We start from the raw sequence: 20,143 nt of genomic DNA, 5'->3' as shown, positions 1-20,143 counted from the left end.
AACAAGGGAGTTGAGTTACCCCATGACACATGCCCCTACCGTCCTCGTCGTCGGCGGCGGCGCGGCCGGCAACGCCGTCACGGTCCTGCTGCGCCGCGCCGGCCTCGCAGTGGATCTGATCGAGGCGAAGGACGACTGGAACGCCACGGCCGGGTCCGGCATCACCCTCCAGGGCAACGCCCTGCGCGTACTGCGCGAACTCGGCGTGTGGGAGCAGGTGGAGGCATCCGGCTACGGCTTCGGCTCCGTCGGCATCACCGCGCCCGACGGCACCGTCCTGCACGTCGCCGAGGACCTGCGTACCGGCGGCGACGACCTGCCCGCCACCGTCGGCATGCAGCGCCCGCAGCTCCAGCGCATCCTGATCGACGCGGTCCGCGCGAGCGGGGCCCGGGTACGTCTGGGCACCCGGGCCGAGTCCTTGGAGCAGGACGCCGACGGTGTGACCGTGCGCTTCAGCGACGGCACCGAGGGGCGCTACGACCTGGTGATCGCCGCCGACGGCCTCGGCTCCACCACCCGGGCCGCGATCGGCATCACCACCAAGCCCGAGCCGACCGGCATGGCCATCTGGCGCATCGCCGCCCCTCGTCCGGCCGGTGTGACCCGCACCGACCTCTCCTACGGCGGCCCGGCGTACATCGCCGGCTACTGCCCCACCAGCGAGACCACGGTGTACGCGTACGTCGTCGAGGCCAACCGCGACCGCGCGTCGATCCCACCGGACACGTACGCCGACGAGATGCGGCGCCTCGCCGCCGCCTACGGTGGCTTCTGGCCGGAGATCACCACGCACATCACCGACCCGGCGGAGGTCAACTACACCTGGTTCGACCGGATGCTGGTGGAGGGCTCCTGGCACCGCGGCCGGGTTGTCCTCGTCGGCGACGCCGCCCACTGCTGTCCGCCCACCCTGGCCCAGGGCGCCGCCCTGTCCCTGGAGGACGCGTGGGTGCTCGCGCAGTTGCTGACCGGTACCGAGGTCTGGGACGACGCCCTCTTCGAGACGTACTACGAGCGGCGGATCGCCCGCGTCCGCCCGGTCGTGGAGGCGTCCGTGCGGATCGGGCAGTGGCAGCTCGACGGAGTGCGCGACGCCGACGTGCCCGGCCTGATGGGGCGCACGATGACGATGCTGCGGGAGCTGCCGTGAGTACGCCCACCACCTCCACCACGCCCACGATCGACGTGCACGCGCACGTGCTGCTGCCCGAGGTGGAGGCGCTGGTGGACGGCCTGCCGGGGCTGGCCGAGGCGCGGGCGCTCGACGCCCGGCGCAACGGGCCCGCGGCTCTCGCCGTCAACGGCGCCATGGTGCGCGAGCGCATTCCCCGGCTCACCGACACCGGCGTGCGTCTCGCCGCGATGGACGCCCAGGGCGTCGACATCCAGCTGGTCAGCCCGTCCCCGTCGCACTACCACTACTGGGCGGACGAGGAGACGGCCGAGAAGCTGTACCGACTGGCCAACGAGGCGACCGCCGCGCACTGTTCGGCCGCTCCCGACCGGCTTCGCGGCTTGGGATTCGTCCCGCTCCAGCACCCCGGGCAGACGGTACGCGCCCTCGAACACGCCCTGGCGCAGGGCCTGATCGGGGTCGAGGTCTCCAGCCACGCCCCGGACCGGGAACTGTCCGACCCCGCCTACGAGCCCTTCTGGACGCGGGCCGAGGCCACAGGCGCGCTCGTCTTCCTGCACCCCTTCGGCTGCACCCTGGACGAGCGCCTCGACCAGTGGTACCTGTCCAACACCGTCGGCCAGCCCACCGAGAACGCCGTCGCGCTCTCGCATCTCATCTTCTCCGGGGTTCTCGACCGGCACCCCGGGCTGAAGGTGATCGCGGCGCACGGCGGCGGCTATCTGCCCACCCACATCGGCCGCTCCGACCACGCCTGGTCCACCCGCTCCGACGCGGGCGCCGGCTGCGCGCACCTGCCCAGCAGCTACCTCAAGCGGCTGTACTTCGACTCGCTGGTCCACGACCCGTATGTACTACGGGAGTTGGTGCGGGTCGCGGGCGCGGACCGGGTGCTGCTCGGCTCCGACTTTCCCTTCGACATGGGCGCCGAGGACCCGCTCGGCGCGCTGCGCGCCGCGCGCCTGCCCGAGGCCGACTTCGACGCCGTACGCGGCGGCAACGCGGCCGCCCTCCTGAGGAAGGACTGATCCACCATGAGCGGACGCCTGCTCACCCACCTCCGGCACGTCGACCTGGCCGTGCCCGACTACGACAAGCAACTCGACTTCTACTCCGGCGTCTGGGGCCTCACCAAGGTCGCCGAGGACTCCGGCATCTCCTTCCTGGCCGCCGAGGGCTCCCCGGAGCAGTACGTCGTACGGCTGCGCAAGGCCGACGAGAAGCGCCTCGACCTCGTCTCGTACGGCGCCGCGTCCCCCGCCGACGTGGACACGCTCGCCGAGCAACTCCTCGCGGGCGGAGTGCAGTTGATATCGCGGCCGGGGACGGTGGACACCCCCGGCGGCGGCTACGGCTTCCGTTTCTTCGATGTCGACGGCCGCACCATCGAGGTCTCCGCCGACGTCGAGGTCCGCCGGCACCGCAAGATCGAGGAGAAGGAGGCCATCCCGGTCAAGCTCTCCCACGTCGTCCTCAACTCCCCGGACCTGAACCGTACTCGGGAGTGGTACGAGCGCCACCTCGGCTTCGCCCTCTCCGACACCCTGTCCTCACCGCACATGGGCGAGGTCATGCACTTCATGCGGATCTCCAACCAGCACCACTCGATGGCGATCGCGCAGGGCCCGCACACCGCCCTGCACCACGTCTCCTTCGAGATGCGCGGCCTGGACGAGTACATGCGCGGCTCAGGGCGCGTCATGCGGGCCGGGTACCGCAAGATCTGGGGCCCGGGTCGCCACATGGCGGGCGACAACACCTTCACGTACTTCCTCGACCCGCACGGCAACACCATCGAGTACACCACCGAGCTGGAGGAGCTGGACGAGGACACCTGGCACCCGCACGTCTACGACTTCTCCCAGCCCGAGGTCACCGACCAGTGGGGCACCGCCAACCCCATGAACGAGCTGATCGCCAAGGAGTCCTTCAACGATCCGGACCGCGGCGTGTTCGTCGCCCCGCCGGTCTGACCCCCGCCCTGAGCTCCGGGGGCGCGGCGGCCCTGCCCATGCCCTGACGCAGCCATCCGCGCCCCCGGTCACCCTCCGTGCCAGGAGAACACACCCATGCGTTTCGCAGCCTACGAACACCAGCACCAGCCCCGCGTCGGCGTCGTCGAAGAGGACGGCACCCTCTACCCCGTACCGGGCGTCGGATCGCTCACCGAACTGATCGCCTCCGGCGACGGGCTGCGGTCACTGCTCGTCCGGGGTGCCGCCGCACTCGACGTACCGCCCGGCCCCCACGTCTCGCAGGTGCGGCTGCTGCCACCCCTGCGCCCCACATCCGTACGGGACTTCGTCACCTTCGAGGAACACGTCGAGGGCGTGCGCCGCTCCGTGGACGGCGCCGTCGGCGTACCCGAGCAGTGGTACGAGGCGCCGACCTTCTACTTCACCAACCCCCACGCGATCTACGGCCCGCACGACGGGATTCCCATGCCGCCCGGGTCGCAGGTGCTGGACTTCGAGCTCGAAGTGGGCGCGGTGATCGGCCGAGAGGGCCGCGACCTCACCCCCGAGCAGGCCCGTAACCACATCATCGGCTACACGATCTTCAACGACTGGTCCGCCCGCGACCTGCAGTCCGCGGAGATGAAGGTCGGCCTCGGCCCGTGCAAGGGCAAGGACACTGCCACCACGCTCGGCCCGTATCTCGTGACCGCCGACGAACTGGAGCCGTACCGGGACACCGACGGCTTCCTGCGCCTGGCCCTGACCGCCGAGATCAACGGCGAGGTGGTCGGCACGGACCTGCTGTCCAACATGAGCTGGACCTTCGAGGAGATGACCGCCTACGCCTCCCGAGGCACCCGCGTCGTCCCCGGCGACGTACTCGGCTCCGGCACCTGCGGCAACGGCGGCTGCCTCGCCGAACTCTGGGGCGTACACGGCGAGCAGACCCCGCCGCCGCTGAAGCCCGGCGACACCGTCACGCTCACCGTCGAGGGGATCGGCACCGTCTCCAGCACCGTGGTGCCCGGGCCGGAGCCGGTGAACATCCCCGCCGCCCGGCGGCGTTCCCGGGAGCGGCCATGAGTGAGCCGTCCCCCGAGCGGCTGCTCGGCAAGGTGATCGTGGTCACCGGCGCGGCCCGCGGCCAGGGCGCCGCCGAGGCCGAGGCACTGACCCGCCAGGGCGCCCGGGTGATCGCCACCGATGTGACCGAGGCGCCCGGCTGCCGGCCACTCGACGTCACCAGCGAGCGGGCCTGGGCGGAACTCGCCGACCACCTGCGAGACACCCACGGACACGTGCACGGGCTCGTCAACAACGCGGGCATCACCTGGCGGGCCCGGCTCGACGACGTGCGCGCCGAGGACATGGCCCGCGTCCACGCGGTCAACGTCATCGGCCCCCTCCTCGGCATCCAGCACCTCTCGCCCCTGATGCCCGCGGGCGCCTCGATCGTGAACATCGGTTCGTCCGCCGCGCTGACCGCCCACTATCCGGTCGCCTACACCGCCAGCAAATGGGCCCTGCGGGGCCTGGCGAAAACCGCATCGATGGAACTCGGGCCGCGCGGCATCCGCGTCAACACCATCCATCCCGGCTTCATCGAGACCGAGATGACCGCGTCGGCCGCCCCCGCCTTCCGGGAGGCCAACCTCCGCGAGACACCACTGGGCCGTACCGGAACCGTCGACGACATCACACCACTCGTCACCTTCCTGCTGAGCGACGACGCCTCCTTCATCACGGGAGCCGACATCCCGGTCGACGGCGGATACACCACGCACGCCGGCGCCAAATCCGTCTCCGACGCCCTCCGGCATCACACAACAGCGGAGGCCGCACCAGCACCGATGCCCGGCAGGCCGTCGTAGGCCGTAGGCCGCAGGCTGTCAGCTGCATCTGGCGTGGCATCGCCTCCTGACGCAAGCCGGTCTCTCGCCCCCAGCCCGGACGCCTCAAGCCTCCGCCGACTGGACGCGCGGCTGCGGCACCTCCGGCGTCCCTGTCGGCAAAGCCGCGCTCAGCCCCCACTTCTCGGTCCTGCGCGCCGTCGGCCTGGTCGAACAGCGCGATCAGGGACTCAAACGGAAAAGGGCAGTGCCTCCCCTCGGGGAAGGCATCGCCCTTGAACGTTGTGCAGCTCAGGCCGCTGCGACGCTGCGCTGCAGGAGGTCGGCGGCCCGGTACAGCCTCGACCAGCGACTGCAGCTCCCCCTCCACCGCCACCGACGCACCCGGTATCTCTGTGGCCCGGCCGCATCTGACCCGGAAGACCTTCAGGCTGCTCATGTTTCTCCCCGACTGCACCGCGCTCACTGGGAAGGGACAATCAACACCCGGAGGTGTTTATTCGGCCGGCTCCGCAGCCAACGAGTGCGACGCCGTCCTTGCTGCGACGGCCGTGATCTGGAGCGCCAGCAGGTACTGGGCCTCCGAGGTCGCCCAGAGGTCGCCCGCACCGGCTCACTTCCCCTCGCGCGGAGAGCACGGTGCGGGGCTTGGCTTTGTTCGTGAGTCGTGAAGTCAGTTGTTCATCGGCTTGGGAGGCACCCAGATCCACTGTCGGTCCGTGTTCACGAGTTTTGACGGCGGTGGGGTGCTTGCCAGGACAACGTCGCGGTGTTCTCGGGGGAAGGTCCTGGTCATGCCGCAGATGCCGAAGGTCGCGCCGCACGTGGCCGGCTTGGGTCGCCCCCGCCGTACTCATCTGGCGTTGCAGCCGTCCACGGCCCTGGCATGCGGCACGGCGGCGCCTGCGTGACCCTCTGAGCGCGCCCGCGCGCCTGGCCCCTCGCACAAGCGCCGCCCGCCCGGAGCGTTCAGCTGCCGACGCGCGTGTAGGTGAGGAACACCGCGCCGCTTTTGAGGACGGTGTGGTCTGCGAGTGTCCAGGTGCGTGGGTCGAAGGCGGCCTTGCGGGAGAACAGCGGGATCCCGTCGCCGATGGTCAGCGGGCCGACTTTGAGGATGAGCGTGTCGATCTCGGCGTACAGGGAGCCCGCGAGATCGGCGCCGCCCAGTAGCCAGATGTCCTTGCCGTCCTGTTGCTTGAGTTCGCGCACGGTCGCCACCGGGTCGTCGGCGACCAATTCGACGGCCGGGTCCGGGCTCTCGGTCAGGGTCCGGGAAAATACCAGGTGACGCAGGTGGGGATAGGCGTCGGTGATGCCGGCCGCAAGACCGATCTCGTAGCTGCGCCGCCCCTCCAGCACAGTGTCGAAGTGCGTGCCCTCCGCCGTGACGGACAGTGCCTGCCGGGCCTGGACGGGCAGCGTCTCCGGGTACTCGGCCACGAGGTGCTGGATGTAGTCCTCCGGTATGGGCCAGAAGCCGTTGGGACCGGTGGGGTCCCCGCCGTCCGGGCCCGCGATGAAGCCATCGAGGGTGGTAGCGATGTAGTGGACGAGTCTGCGCACGCCGGATCCCTTCCGTTGGTCACGCTGTCGCGGTGCGACCCGGGCCGCCGGGTGGTGTGCCAAGGTGCGAGGCCGCTGAGTGATCATGGCAGCCGTCCGACCGACGCGAGCACCGTACCGTCAAATTTCGTGAAACATTCGTCCGCGGGCCAGGGCTCACCTGCTGCCCGAACCAGCCGACAAACGCTGCCACTTGCAGTGGACAAAGCCAGGGGCAGGACGGCGGAGGCGGATCCGTTCGGCTCACCTCCGCTCAAACGGAGGTGAGCCGACGACTCATAGCGGCGCTTTCATCTTGGCGGGTGTCGACAAACGACCGAGGGGTTGCTGCGGCCCTGACCAGGTTGTTCGGAAGGGAGTTCGAGCTATATGAGGTCAGGGGGGAGAACTTCCATGTCTGCGACGGCACGGAGTTTTTGGAGCCCGAAGCATCGGAGGGAAAGGCGTGTGGATGCACAGGTCCGCTCTCCGGGCGGAAGGCGAAGGCGAAAGCCGGCCGTGGGCCACGGCCGGACGTTCTCCTGATGTTCTCGCTCTCTGACGCCCCCGAGTTAGGCGTATTTGCTCTAGCTTCCTCGTCGTGGGAGTTTGTCGCAGAATTGCCCTCCGTGCTGGCCGTGTTGCGTACGGGGGCAGCACGATTCACGCTTCGCATGGACCTGATCGAATTCGCTCCCTCTTCAGGAGTCGAAGTGAGCTATTGACGGCCTGCGATGCTGTTTCAGAAGGCTGTTGAAGCGCGTCGCGGACTGGATACCGTGCGTTCGAGGCTGCTCCGACAGCTGCCCCTCGGATGACGTCCGAGGGACAGTACGCCGGGATCGTCGGCTCACATCTGGAGAGGCAGACGCATCTGCGGCGGATTCTCCGGGCTAGCTTCTGTCCGCGGAGGGCGACACCTCCTTACACGGCTCTGCCCGAAGACCCTGGGCAAGGCAGCGACGGGCCCGCCTGTGGTGGTGTCGTAGCCTCTCGTGCGCCGGGCCGTTCACGCGCGCGCCGTACGGTGGCGGAGTGAACCTGTTCAAGGCCGGTGACAAAGACCTCGATCTGACCAACGGCGGCACCAAAGTATTCATCGACGTCCTGACGCTCGCTGTCTCCGACCTCGTCGAGGACCCGTGGGACTATCGCTTCGCGGGACTGCTATCACTCCAGGATCAGAACGTCATGGGTCGTGGGGGCGTCGGCTTCGACCTTCGGGACATCGACTGGGGAGCGACACCCCAGCAGCGCGCCCGGTCCAAGCAATTCGTCCTGCGCGCCGCCAACCTCGCACTGACCCGTCACCGGTGGTACGAGCTGGACTACGACCCGCCGTACGCGGAGGGCTACCTTCGGCGGTTCATCGACATGATGGCCTCGTTCACACCGCCTGCAGAACCTCGTCCGGACTCGCTGTTTCCCTGCGAGGACGACGACTGGCCGCACGCCGCGATCGCCTCGTGCGTGCGCCACAGAGTCCTGAGCGCGTTGCCCATGTGGAACGGCTGCATCTTCTGCAGCTGAACGAGAAGTATGCAAACTTTGTTGGGGCCCAACGGACCGGCCGGACCGGCATAGGAACGAGACAGCAGCTATCGAGCGCCTTCGCTTCACGCCCGGGGCATGGGGGTGCTGCCGATCCGGCGCCATGGTTTGTTGTACTGCCTGCCGCAGCTGCGGCACTCGGCCCGGAACAGGCCGGCGCCCGGACCCATCCGGTCGCTCGGTTCGGCAGGGTATGCGGCGTTGTGGATCTTCGCGACGAGCCGTGGGACGGCACAGGTGCAGGCACGGGCGGCCGGGGCCTCGACGAAGGCGGTCCGGTAGCCGTCGATCGGCCGGTGCCTCTTCTTCGTGTTCACCGCGTTCTCGAACCGCCGCTGGTCAGTCTTGCTGGGGAAGATCAGAAGGAGCCCGGCCAGGAGAAGGAATGCCTCGCCCTGGACGCGTTCCGGCGCCGGGTCAAAGACGGCGACTGGGACGCCGCTCTCGTCGACGTGGGGGACGCCGCCGGCATACCGGGGGTCGCCAGTGCTCCAGCCCACGGTCGCGGTGACATTGTGCTCGTCGGCCAGTTTCACCAGGGCCTGGTTGACACCGCGGCGGAACCCGATGGCGATCTCCCGCAGCCTGCCGGCCTGGAGGGCGCGGGCAGCGTGCTCGGCCTCGGTGGCCTCCTCCAGGGCCCTGGCTCGGGTGACGGCGTTCCTGGCCCTGATCTTCTCCCGCTTCTTCTCCTTCTCCCGTTCCAGCGCGGCCAGGCGGAGCTCGTCGAGGTGTCGCCGCTGTTCCTCCTCGGCGAGGTGGGTGTCTTCGGCCGTGATGTAATGCGGCGCCGTCCACACCACGGCCAGCGCACGTTGCGGGTACCGCAGCGGGGTCCGCGGCGTGTGGAGAACGATCCTGTGAGTGAACGCCCAGGTCAGGAACTGGGTCAGGGTAGCTGGGACTGCTTCCCAGCCGCGCTCGTCGAACCGCACCAGGCCCTCGGCGACGGCGAGGTGATCCGCGCCGTCCGGCCGGGTCAGACGCACAGAGGGGACGGCGCCGAGCCACGACGGGCGGGGCCGGTCGCTGAACCAGATCGAGGTGACGCCGTCGGCGCGCATCTTCTGGGCGCGGGCGGTGACGTCGGTGTCGGTGATCGGCGCGAGCTGGGCTTCGAGCGCCGTTTTCCACGTTCCGACGGGGGCGCTGGCCAGCACGTCCGCGCGCCAGGCGCCGTTGGGACCGCGGGCTTCGAGCTCGGCGTGTGCGCCGGCGTCTCTCGCGGCGTTCGCCAGCTCCAGCTTGAGCAGGTGGTGGGCGACCGACTCCAGAGCGAGCATGCAGGTCGGAGCGCCCGGTGCGTGGGCGAAAAACCGTAACCCCGTGCGGGAGGTCTTCGCGTGCATTGCGTGGCCGCACTCGTCGCATGTCAGCGGCGCGGGCGGCCGGGTCTTCCACACCGCTTCCCAGGTACGTCCGCAACCGAGATCGGGCAGATGCGCGAAAACGGTCCCCCACTGCGCGTGCACGGCCCGGAACGCCATCAGCCCCCCTGCTCCAACGGTGAGGTGCCCAGTGTGCCGCAGGCCCCTGACAACGCATCAGGCGGCGGTCGGTGGACCGGGCCGGGCGGGGGCAGCATCGGCCGGACGCCGTCCCGCCGCCAGCCGCGTTCAGGTCCGCCTACGCCGCGGTAGCGTCATCGAGCGCCCGCTCGTTCATCCACGACTGGGCGGCAGCAAGGTCGGCGTGCCGACGAACTGGTACGCGTCGCTGTCCCATTCCCCCAGCACGCGCCGGGAACGCCCCGAGGCCGCGCCGGGACGCCTACCTGCCGGACAACCGCCGTCTCCGTCACAAGCAGCATCCGTCTCGTGCTGGCCCCTGCATCATGTGGTTGGACACTTCACCCCACTGACAGGGAGAACCATGCTCGACTTTCATGAGTTGGCGCCGGACGGCGATCGCCACCACGTGGGGGTTGATGCCGAGGCGCTGGGACTCTCCAGCGTGGAGCCTCCCCGTACATGGCGCTATGCGGCTTGTCCAACCTGCGCCATGGCTCTTTCAGCACAGCGCCGACCAGTTCAGCCACCGTCGCCTTGAACGCCGCCCATGCCCGCTCCGAGAAGTCCACCCTCGCGCACGCCCGGCAAAGGCCCCGGTCCCGAGCGAAGTTGGCGGGGGTTGCTGCCACACCGGGTCCAGAACGGTTCCGCCGGCAGCTTCGATCCCTGGCCGAAACTGAACCCACGACCGCGCGCTTCTCGACGGCAACTCCTCACCACTCACACCCTGCATAACTGCTTATGGGGTCATGAAAGCGGGCAATGCGGGCGCGCTTGCGGCCGGTGCGCAGAACCACAACCGGCCGCACTGCTTGTGCCGGCACTTGCCACCACCCGGACTACCGCCAGTGCCAGGCCAATAGTCTGACCGGCATGAGTGACGGCATAGCGTGGATGGGCGCACACCATCACACCCCTTCATCGGCCGTGCCCGGCATGCTCGGCGGCATCTCGCTGACCCTGGCCCGAGGCGTGGAGACGGACGAGTTCCTCATCAACCTGGGCGCCGACCTCGACGCGCTAGCCGCGCGCACCCCGGGCAGGGAGCTGCGCGCACCGGCAGGGCAGCCGGGCCAGCCCTCCCCCCACCTCAACCGCTCCATGTACGGCACGTGCGGTGAGTGGACGTACGTGCTGGAGGACTGGGGCATGGCAACCTGGGCGACCGGCTACCAAGGCAAGGTCGAGTCGATGCTTCCCTGCGAGGGCGAAGAGATCCTCTGCCTGACCGCCAACCGTTTCAGCCCCCCGGCCCTGATCATCCATGCGTCCGATGCCTGCGCGTATCGGGCTGACTTCGGCACCGACACCGGGCAGGGCTCGGCCGTCGATGCCTCCCTCAGCGCCGCGGGCGCGGTGTTCCCGTCGATGCCTGAGGCCAGTGAGGGCGAAGTCGTCGCGTACTTCGAGGAGCATGGCGGGCGCCTGCCCGAGCTGGTGTTCACCGCAGTGGGCGCCTACACGGGCGTGGCCATCGACCAGGACGCCGTGAAGGCCGGTGACCTTCCCGGCGTCCTCATTGCCCCGGCCTGACCGTCTGCCGCGCACCCGAGACTGGCCCCGACCCTGATTGCAGGGTGGGGGCCAATGCCGTTGCGGCCAGGGGTGTTACTCCGCGGCTAGCTTGTAGAGCACCGGCTGACCGCCGCCGATGCCGTACGTGCAGATGCCGCCGTCATCCATCCGCGTGTCCAGTCAGTACGCATCCTTGTCCATGATCCGCATGTCCCGCATGAACGTCGCGAAGTGGTTGCCCATGGATTCCTGGTTGTGCATGCCGAAGATGGCCGACCGGCCGCACACCTCGCTGAACGTGGGGTCGGTGCCGTTCAAGGAGAACAGGTGGACCATGCTGTCGTGCTTCTTGGCGTAGGTGCCAATACACGCCGCACCCGTCGGCGTGGTCCCGCCCGGGAGGAGGGTGGGGTTCAGGCCGCCCTCAGCGGACGACATGCCGCCGCTGTTGTAGGAGGAGGCGAACGCGAACTCGTCACAGTTCAGCGTGTCGGCCGCGTCCACCAGGGCGGAGGCAGCGAGCAGTGGCCTGGATCGCGCCGTCCATGCGGATATAGATCGGCACCGACCTGACATCGCACTCGGTGAACCGGGTAGCGAGGATGCTCTCGAAGTCGGTGTTACACCACTCCACCCCGGCCGTCGCCGCCGGCCCCGCGGCCTTCGCCCCGCTCTTGGGCGCCTTGTGACTCGTCGCCGACCATCACGCTGGACCACTACGCGCACTTCATGCCGGAGGCAGGGAACAGGGGACGGGGTGCCATCGACATCCTGTTCGGTGGTGGGGAGGGCGGCGTGGTCGCCCGCAGCCGAAACTCCCCAGGAACTCCCCAGGAATTCCCCAGGGGGTTCAGGGCGGATCGCCAGGTCGGAGGGACTTGTCGGTCCGTCTTGATTCCTAAGGCCAGGTAGGCGTATAGCCTGGGGAAATGCTGACAGAAGTCATTGCGACTCGTTATGTGACTCCCTTGAGGGAGGGTGGGTCGCTCCCCGGGATCGTTGAAGGGGACGATCTTGGGACGTATGTTATGTGCTTCCCCGGGCAACGCCGCTGACCTGCGGTTCTGGCCGTTAGCAGCCCGCTGAGCTGCGGCAATGCCTCTTGCGGAGGCTTTCAGGTTCGTGCGCGTCTATGCGGCCGGAACTCCCCACGGACTCCCCAGAGGGGGCCGTTCTCCCCGGAAACTCTCCAAAGGGCCGGGGCCGTTGGGAGTGGCCCTCATCCGGGGGGCGCTGCAGAGACGGCCCCGCGTCCGGTTGGGCGAGAGGGGCGCGTGGCCATGGACCGCGGGGCAGTGAGGCGTGACCTACCCAGTGTCCGCGAGCAGGCAAGCCGTGGGGTTTGCGAACCGATTCGGCGAACCCTTGGCGCCTGCGAGCATGTCCTCGGTCACGTCGGTCTCCTGCACATAGGTGTCTGGTCGGTATCGCCGTCTTTTGATCACGAAGGGCCCATTCCGCTCTTCTCGTCGTCGGTGCTCCTTGGGTGGCTCGAGTTTTCGGCCGCCCGCCTCGAAGGAACCGGCTTGGTGCTGCACTGCGCGAAGTGAGGGGCCCTCGCATGGCGTGGTACGCCGGCCGGGGGAAGCCGGAAATTGTCGGGATGGGAGATCGTGGTACTCACGGCGCAGGCTTGATGCCAGTCCCTGGTGATTGAGTGCGACCGGGGCTTCGGGTGGTGTGCGTGAGCGAGATGGGGGTTCTTCCAGCCTCTGCGGTATGTCGGGCTTCGGCGCAGAAACCCGTCGCCGGGGTCGGCGCCGCGGTCGAGTCGACTGCGCCCATCAGCTTCGAGGCGTGAGTTTGCGGTTCCCGGAGGGTGGTGTCGGTCGCCGTTCTGTTGTGGCTGGTCGCAGCGTGAGGCCGCAGCGGTCGGGAGTGGACGGTGTTCCCGGGGATGGGTACTGCGCACGGTGTGGTGCTGGGTATGCAGTGAAACTCGCGTTCCCTGTACAGGGGTTGAAGGGTTGGGGTACAAGTAAACAAACTCCCGACTTGAATGAGGTCAGGCTGGTGGAAGCGCAGCGGGGCATTACGTCAGGGACAGGACGCCTAACGGAACGGGAGCTCGCGGAGGCTCTGGGGCGGCGGTTGGCCGAGGCGCGATGCGGCGGGATCTGCTTGATTCAGCAGTCTCTCGACGATGGGCCGACGGTGTTCGTCGAGTGCGCCCAGGGGGCGGCGGATGTCCCTCCTGTCTCTGTGGCCGGCATGCTGCGTACCGCACTTACCGAAGAGTCCCAGTCACCTCCTGAAGAGATCGTCTGTGTGGGGGCGTCGAGCCTGCCGCGTTCGCCGGAGGGGGAGCCGATGGCTCACGACGCTCTCCAGCTGTACCGACGCGGAGCGTTGGACGTCCTGCACGTGGAACGCCGCACGGAAGATGTGGTGGCCCCGGAGGATGAGTCGGCGGGGGGCCTCTTCGGCTCCTCCACGTTGTTCGAGTCCGCCGTTCTCTTCGAAGAGGGAGGGCAGGTGGAGCAGGCTGTCGAACTCGGCGACGGAGGGGGCGGCGAGCCGCTTTCCATGGAGCTGATGCGTCAGGACATCGCGGAGATCCTGGACGAGCCACTCGACAGGGTCCGTGACGACGCCGACCTCACCGCGCTCGGGCTCGACTCCATCATGATCATGACATTGGTCAACCGGTGGCAGGCGGACGGTGCGGGTATCACGTTCGGCGAGCTGTTCGCGCGCCCGGTGCTGAAGGACTGGTGGGACGCGGTGACCTCGGCGCGAGAAGCTGGGCAGGCCGGCGCGGAGCAGGGCCTGACGGCGGAGGAGATAGCCGCCCCGAGCGGGACGGAGCCGTTCGATCTGGCCCTGATGCAGCATGCGTACTGGATCGGCCGCGGCGACGAGCAGGTGCTGGGTGGCGTCGCCGCACACTTCTACAATGAGTTCACCGGCCGCGACGTGCAGCCCGACCGGCTGGAACAGGCTGTCCGTGCTCTCACGCAGCGCCATGCGATGCTGCGGGCGCACTTCACCGACGACGGCCGGCAGTGGATCGCCGAGCAGAGCGCTTGGCCCGGCCTGACAATCCATGACCTGCGGGAACACGGCATGGACGAGGCCGAGGAGCGATTGGCGCGGTTGCGCCGGGAGCTTTCGGGCCGACGCCTGGCGGTGGAACGCGGCGAGGTCTTCGACGTCCAGCTCTCACTGCTCCCGGACGGTGCTACCCGGGTGCACGTCAATGTCGACATGCTCGTGGCGGACGCGCTGAGCTTCCGCATCGTTCTGGCCGATCTGGCGTCGCTCTACGACGCACCGCACGCATCGCTGCCGCCCATCGACTACAGCTACCCGCAATACCTGGCCCACCGCACGCGTCGCCGCGAGCGAGGCCGCCAGGCGGACAGGGCGTACTGGCAGGAGCGCCTGCCGGAGCTGCCCGGCGGCCCGGAACTCCCGCTGGCAGTGGACCCGGAGCGCCTCACACGGCGTTCACCGAGCCGTCGGCACCACTGGCTCAGCGGCCCCGAGCGGGATCGGCTCGCGGCGCGCGCCAGGTCGCACGGCGTGACGCTTTCCACGGTGTTCGCCACCGCTTTCGCCGAAGTGCTGGCGGCGTGGAGCTCGCGCAAGCACTTCGTGCTGAACCTACCGCTGTTCGACAGGGAAGCAGTGCACCCGGATGTCTTCCGGCTCAGTGGGGACTTCACCAATCTTCTGCTGCTCGAAGTCGACCTCAGCGAGGCGGGCACTTTTCTGGAGCGGGCGCGGCAGCTGCATGGCCGATTGCAGGCCGACATGGCGCACACCGAATATTCCGGCGTCGACGTACTGCGCGACCTGACCCGGGCCAACAACGGCGATCCGGTGTATGCGCCAGTGGTGTTCACCAGTGGGCTCAGCTTGGGGGAGCTGTTCAGCGAGGAGGTGCGCCGATGTTTCGGCGCACCTTCCTGGATGATCTCGCAAGGACCGCAAGTATGGCTGGACCACCAGGTCACCGAGCATGACGGTGGTCTGCTGCTCAACTGGGATGCGGAACAGGAGTTGTTCGGCGAAGGTGTTCTGGATGCCATGTTCGGCGCCTACCGCAGGATCATCGAGTGGCTCGGCGGCCCCGATGACGACTGGGGCCGACAGCTGCCCGACCTGCTGCCGGATGACCAGCGTGCCGTACGCGCCGTCTGCAACGACACGCGCGCCGCGGGCAGTGGTTCGCTCCTGCACGAGGAGTTCTTCCACCAGGCCGCCGTGGCGCCCGGCCGTCCGGCGCTGTTGTGGGGAGACGACGAGCAGCAGACCTACGATGAACTGGCCGAGCGGGCGCTGCGGGTCGCGGGAGCGCTGCGGGCGCGCGGTGTCGTACCAGGAGACACCGTGGCCGTCACCCTGCCCAAGGGGCCAGGACAGGTCGCTGCCGTCCTGGGCGTACTGGCCGCCGGTGCCGCGTATGTACCGATCGGGACCGATCAGCCGTCGTCCCGCAGAGCGAAGATCTACCGACGGGCCGGCGTCCGGACCGTCCTGACCGACAAGGACGAGCGCGAGGACCCGAGTTGGCCCGAGGGCCTTGAGCCACTCCTGCTCGACGAGGCACTGCGGGCCGGTCCGCTCGCGGAGCCTGTGATGGTGGACGCGGAGGAGTTGGCGTACATCATCTTCACGTCGGGTTCGACGGGGGAGCCGAAGGGGGTGATGGTCAGTCATGCGGCGGCGGTGAACACGCTGGAGGATGTGAACGCGCGGTTCGCGGTGGGTCCGGAGGACCGGGTGCTGGCGGTGTCGGCGCTGGACTTCGACTTGTCGGTGTACGACATCTTCGGGCTGCTGTCGGCCGGCGGCGCCCTCGTCCTCGTCTCGGAGGACCAGCGACGCGATGCCCTGAGCTGGGTCGGTCTCGTGCGGCACAAGCAGGTGACGGTCTGGCAGTCCGTACCGGCCCTGCTGGACATGCTCCTCATCGCGGCGGAGGAGAGCGGACAGCACGTGCCGCTCCGTGTCGCCCTGCTCGGCGGTGACTGGGTCACGGTGGACCTCTGGGGCCGCTTGCAAAGGTGGGCGCCCGGCAGTCGACTCGCCGGCCTCGGCGGCACCACCGAGGCCGCCATCCACTCCACGGTGTGCGAGGTGACCGGCATCCCTGGGCACTGGCGCTCCGTGCCCTACGGGACGCCGCTCGCCAATGTCACCTGCCGGGTGGTGGATGAGCTGGGGCGGGACTGTCCTGACTGGGTGCCGGGTGAGTTGTGGATCGGTGGTGCGGGGGTCGCGCTGGGATATTGCGGTGATGCCGAGCGGACGGCGCGGCAGTTCGTGGAGTGTGAGGGGGTGCGGTGGTACCGGACCGGGGATCTGGGGCGGTACTGGCCGGATGGCACGCTGGAGTTCTTGGGGCGGGCTGATCATCAGGTGAAGGTGCGCGGGCACCGCATCGAGCTGGGTGAGGTGGAAACCGCACTCGACAAGCAGCCAGATGTCGCCCGAGCGGTGGTCCTGGTGACGGGCGGCACCTCGCCGCAGCTGGCCGCGGCCGTGCAGCCCGCACGGCGCGTACCGGACCCGGACGAGCTGCGCGACCGGCTCGCCGGACACCTCCCCTCGTACATGATCCCCGAGCGGATCCTGGTACTCGAACAACTGCCGCTGAACGCCAACGGGAAGATCGACCGCAGGCGGATATCGGCCCTGCTGGACGCCTCGCGCACCGGCGGCACGCCGGGCGAACCGCCGCGGGCCGGAGCCGAGCAGCAGGTGGCCGAGGTCTGGAAGGAGCTGCTGGGCGTCGACCGGGTCACGCGTGACGACGGCTTCTTCGCCCTGGGCGGTGACAGCCTGCTCGCCACCAGGGCAGCGGGGCGGCTGCGTGCCGCGGGCCTGTCCGGCGTGGAGCTCCGGACCCTGCTCTCCCGTCCGGTGCTGAAGGATTTCGCGGCCTCCCTGAGCACGAACACGACAGCGGAAGCCCCGGCCGCCACGATCGTCGAGGATCTTGAGGGCCGTTACGAGCCGTTCCCGCTGACCGACGTGCAGCGGGCGTACTGGTTCGGCAGGACGGAGGACTTCGCCCTCGGTGGAGTGGCGTCCCACTGGTACTGGGAGTTCGAGGACGACAACCTCGACGTGCGCCGGCTGGAGGACGCCTGGAACCGCGTGGTGGCACGACACGAGATGCTGCGGGCGGTGTTCGGCGAGGACGGAACGCAGCGCATCCTGCCCGCCGTCCCCGAGTACCGCATCGATGTCACCGACGTGTCCGCGGGGGAGCGGGAGGCCGCCCTCACGAGGATGCGCGACAGCCTCTCCCACCAGGTGCTCGACTCGACGCGCTGGCCGCTCTTCGACATCCGGGCGGTCCGGGTGGCAGGCGGGCCGACCCGCATCGCGTTCAGCCTCGACCTGCTCGTGCTGGACGCGCTGAGCATCATGATCGTCTTCTCGGAGCTGGGGACCCGCTACCGGGACCCGGGCGCCGAGCCGGCGCCGCTGACCCTGTCGTTCCGGGACTACCTGCTGAACGTCCGGCCGGACCCGGAGCGCCGCGAGGCCGACCGGCAGTACTGGCGCGAGCGCGCCGCCCAGCTGCCGCCCGCGCCCGAGCTTCCGCTGCGCACCGACCCCGAGCTGGTCACAGCGCCGCGCTTCACACGGCGCGAGGCCGTCGTCCCCCCGGAGCAGTGGGAGAAGATCCGCGACAAGGCGCGCGCCCACGGCCTGACGCCGGCGGCCCTGTTGGCGACCTGCTACGCCGAGGTGCTGGGCCGGTGGTCCAGCCGGGCGGACGTGACCTTGAATCTCACCCTCTTCGACAGGCAGGAGGTGCACCCGGAGATCCGGTCCGTCGTCGGTGACTTCACCTCACTGCTGTTGGCCGGGTACCGGCCGCGACGCGGTGAGTCGCTCCTGGAGCGTGCCCGGAGGTTCCAGGACGGCCTCTGGGAGGACCTCGACCACGGTACGGTCTCGGCGATCGAGGTGCTGCGGGACATGGCGCGGTCGGACGACCGGGCCACGGGGGCGATGCCGGTGGTGTTCACCAGTGCGCTCGGTGTGGGCGCGGAGCTGGCGGCGCCGCCGTTCGCGGAGCAGGTCTGGGGCCTCTCCCAGACGCCGCAGGTGTGGTTGGACTACCAGGTCATGGACTTCGCGGGCGGCGTCCGCTTCAACTGGGACGCCGTGGAGGAACTGTTCGCGGAGGGCGTGCTGGACGCGATGTTCGACGCCCACCGTGAGCTGGTGCTCTCCCTCGCCGACGTGGACTGGACCCGGCCGCTGCCGGACGCGCTGCCCGCAGCCCAGCGCAGCGTCCGGGCCGAGGCCAACGCGACCACCGCCGAGGTACGGCGGGCACCGCTGCACCAGGCTTTCTTCGCACGCGCCGGGACCGATCCCGAGGCACCCGCACTGATCTGCGGTGACGGCACGATCTGGTCCTACGGCCGGCTCGCGGAGCGGGCGCTGCGGGTGGCAGGCCATCTGACCGCGTCCGGTGTCCGGCCGGGCGACGCGGTGGCGATCCGCCTGCCGAAGGGCCCCGGCCAGATCGCGGCTGTCATGGGGGTCCTCGCGGCCGGTGGCGTGTACGTCCCGATCGGGGTGGACCAGCCGGAGCGCCGCGCGGAGCGCATCCTCGCCCGGGCGGAAGTCTCCGTCGTGCTCACCGAGGCGGTGCTGGACGAGGCGTGGGGTGCGGAGCCGTTGGCGGAGCCGGTGGCGGTGGACGCGGAGGAGTTGGCGTACATCATCTTCACGTCGGGTTCGACGGGGGAGCCGAAGGGGGTGATGGTCAGTCATGCGGCGGCGGTGAACACGTTGGAGGATGTGAACGCGCGGTTCGCGGTGGGTCCGGAGGACCGGGTGCTGGCGGTGTCGGCGCTGGACTTCGACCTGTCGGTGTACGACATCTTCGGGCTGCTGTCGGCCGGCGGCGCCCTCGTCCTCATCGAGGAGGGCGAACGCAGGGAGGCCCGGCGCTGGGCGGAACTGGTACGACGCCGGGACGTCACGGTCTGGAACACCGTGCCCGCGCTGCTGGACATGCTGCTCGTCGCTGCGGACGACGGCCCGCCCCTGATCTCCCTGGACGTGGCGTTGGTCTCCGGTGACTGGGTCGGCCTCGACCTGCGCGGCCGGCTCGCGCGGGAGGCTCCCGGCTGCCGCCTCGTCGCGCTCGGTGGAGCCACGGAAGCCGCGGTGTGGTCGAACTTCTTCGAGGTCGACCGGGTCGACCCTGGCTGGTCCGCCGTTCCGTACGGCAGGCCCCTCACCAACCAGCGCTTCCGGGTGGTGGATGAGCTGGGGCGGGACTGTCCTGACTGGGTGCCGGGTGAGTTGTGGATCGGTGGTGCGGGGGTCGCGCTGGGGTATTGCGGTGATGCCGAGCGGACGGCGCGGCAGTTCGTGGAGTGCGAGGGGGTGCGGTGGTACCGGACCGGGGATCTGGGGCGGTACTGGCCGGATGGCACGCTGGAGTTCTTGGGGCGCGCTGATCATCAGGTGAAGGTGCGCGGGCACCGCATCGAACTGGGCGAGGTGGAGACCGCACTCACCGCTCACCCGGACATCGCCCAGTGCGTGGTGGCGACCGTCGGGGAGCCGGCGACCGGGCTCGCCGCGATGGTGGTGCCCGAGTCGGGCCGACCGGGGCCTGCCGGCGGTCCGGCCCCGGATGCGTGGCGTACCTGGCTCGCGGACCGGCTGCCGGGTTACATGATCCCCGAGCTGCTGGTCGAGGTGGCGGCGCTCCCCCTGACCGCGAACGGCAAGGTCGACCGTGCCGAGGTCGTCCGGCAGCTGCGCGGCGCGCGCCCGCAGGAGCAGACCCTCGAAGCACCGAGGGGAGAGACGGAGCTCGCCCTCGCGGCGGAGTGGCGGGAGCTGCTGGGCGTCGACCGGCTGGGCCGGGATCAGAGCTTCTTTGTCCTCGGCGGGGACAGCCTGCTCGCGACCCGACTCGCCGAGTCCGTCCGCAAGTCCTCCGGCGTGGTGGTGACATTGCGCGAATTCCTCGCGGCACCGACCGTGCGGCAGCTCGCCGAGCTGATCGTGTCCCGACGCCCGTCGGCTTCGGAGCCGATGGACGAGGGCAGCATCTGATGGGGCGGGGTACAGTATGTGTAC

The 20,143-nt window shown here is 69.4% G+C and carries 12 protein-coding genes and 1 pseudogene; 10 read left to right on the top strand and 3 right to left on the bottom strand.

The annotated features are described in order from the left end of the window. Positions 1 to 22 precede the first annotated feature (22 nt). The 5 genes from ABT381_RS03110 (at position 23) to ABT381_RS03090 (ending at position 4,967) form a co-directional block, all read left to right on the top strand. Positions 23 to 1,153 (top strand): FAD-dependent oxidoreductase, encoded by a 1,131-nt coding sequence (locus ABT381_RS03110; protein ID WP_351586997.1) that lies wholly within the window; start codon positions 23 to 25, stop codon positions 1,151 to 1,153. Next, positions 1,150 to 2,166, top strand: a complete 1,017-nt coding sequence (locus tag ABT381_RS03105; RefSeq protein ID WP_351586995.1) for an amidohydrolase family protein — start codon at positions 1,150 to 1,152, stop codon at positions 2,164 to 2,166. The genes ABT381_RS03110 and ABT381_RS03105 overlap by 4 nt, the downstream gene beginning before the upstream one ends. 6 nt (positions 2,167 to 2,172) lie before the next feature. Further along, positions 2,173 to 3,111 (top strand): VOC family protein, encoded by a 939-nt coding sequence (locus tag ABT381_RS03100; RefSeq protein ID WP_351586993.1) that lies wholly within the window; start codon positions 2,173 to 2,175, stop codon positions 3,109 to 3,111. 96 nt (positions 3,112 to 3,207) lie between these two features. Next, complete coding sequence (locus tag ABT381_RS03095) at positions 3,208 to 4,179, top strand: fumarylacetoacetate hydrolase family protein (RefSeq protein ID WP_351586991.1); 972 nt, start codon at positions 3,208 to 3,210, stop codon at positions 4,177 to 4,179. Continuing rightward, positions 4,176 to 4,967 carry an SDR family NAD(P)-dependent oxidoreductase gene (locus ABT381_RS03090; RefSeq protein ID WP_351586989.1) on the top strand — a complete coding sequence of 264 codons (792 nt, stop codon included), beginning with the start codon at positions 4,176 to 4,178 and terminating at the stop codon, positions 4,965 to 4,967. Before ABT381_RS03095 ends, ABT381_RS03090 begins: the two co-directional genes overlap by 4 nt. Before the next feature lie 948 nt (positions 4,968 to 5,915). Here the strand turns inward: ABT381_RS03090 and ABT381_RS03080 are convergent. Then, positions 5,916 to 6,512, bottom strand: a complete 597-nt coding sequence (locus ABT381_RS03080; RefSeq protein ID WP_351586985.1) for a dihydrofolate reductase family protein — start codon at positions 6,510 to 6,512, stop codon at positions 5,916 to 5,918. 263 nt (positions 6,513 to 6,775) lie between these two features. On the opposite strand from ABT381_RS03080, the gene ABT381_RS03075 reads away from it, so the two are divergent. Both ABT381_RS03075 and ABT381_RS03070 read left to right on the top strand, forming a co-directional pair. Next, positions 6,776 to 7,216, top strand: coding sequence for a recombination directionality factor (locus tag ABT381_RS03075; protein ID WP_351586983.1), 441 nt, complete (start codon positions 6,776 to 6,778; stop codon positions 7,214 to 7,216). Positions 7,217 to 7,526: 310 nt separating this feature from the next. After that, on the top strand, positions 7,527 to 8,021 hold the full coding sequence (locus ABT381_RS03070) for a hypothetical protein (protein ID WP_351586981.1): 495 nt from the start codon (positions 7,527 to 7,529) through the stop codon (positions 8,019 to 8,021). An 86-nt stretch (positions 8,022 to 8,107) separates the two neighbouring features. Here the strand turns inward: ABT381_RS03070 and ABT381_RS03065 are convergent, their stop codons facing one another. Then, a complete protein-coding gene (locus tag ABT381_RS03065) occupies positions 8,108 to 9,325 on the bottom strand; it encodes a competence protein CoiA family protein (RefSeq protein ID WP_351586979.1) in 1,218 nt (405 codons plus the stop codon). A 1,101-nt stretch (positions 9,326 to 10,426) separates the two neighbouring features. Here ABT381_RS03065 and ABT381_RS03060 point away from each other — a divergent pair. Further along, the gene (locus ABT381_RS03060) at positions 10,427 to 11,086 is read left to right on the top strand and encodes a hypothetical protein (protein ID WP_351586977.1); all 660 of its coding nucleotides are present in this window, start codon (positions 10,427 to 10,429) and stop codon (positions 11,084 to 11,086) included. A gap of 162 nt (positions 11,087 to 11,248) precedes the next feature. On the opposite strand, the gene ABT381_RS03055 is transcribed toward ABT381_RS03060, so the two are convergent. Then, complete coding sequence (locus tag ABT381_RS03055) at positions 11,249 to 11,572, bottom strand: hypothetical protein (RefSeq protein WP_351586975.1); 324 nt, start codon at positions 11,570 to 11,572, stop codon at positions 11,249 to 11,251. A 425-nt stretch (positions 11,573 to 11,997) separates the two neighbouring features. Here ABT381_RS03055 and ABT381_RS35865 point away from each other — a divergent pair. Together ABT381_RS35865 and ABT381_RS03045 are read left to right on the top strand one after the other, a co-directional pair. Continuing rightward, a pseudogene (locus tag ABT381_RS35865) lies at positions 11,998 to 12,111 on the top strand (HipA family kinase); the annotation flags it as partial. A gap of 1,267 nt (positions 12,112 to 13,378) precedes the next feature. Beyond that, positions 13,379 to 20,119 carry a non-ribosomal peptide synthetase gene (locus ABT381_RS03045; protein WP_351586973.1) on the top strand — a complete coding sequence of 2,247 codons (6,741 nt, stop codon included), beginning with the start codon at positions 13,379 to 13,381 and terminating at the stop codon, positions 20,117 to 20,119. The last annotated feature ends 24 nt before the right edge of the window (positions 20,120 to 20,143 follow it).

The sequence above is a fragment of the Streptomyces sp. NPDC000151 genome, assembly GCF_040301705.1.
Classification (GTDB): Bacteria; Actinomycetota; Actinomycetes; order Streptomycetales; family Streptomycetaceae; genus Streptomyces.
Note: the sequence above shows the minus strand (reverse complement) of the source record. Positions and strands in the feature narration are given on the sequence as shown.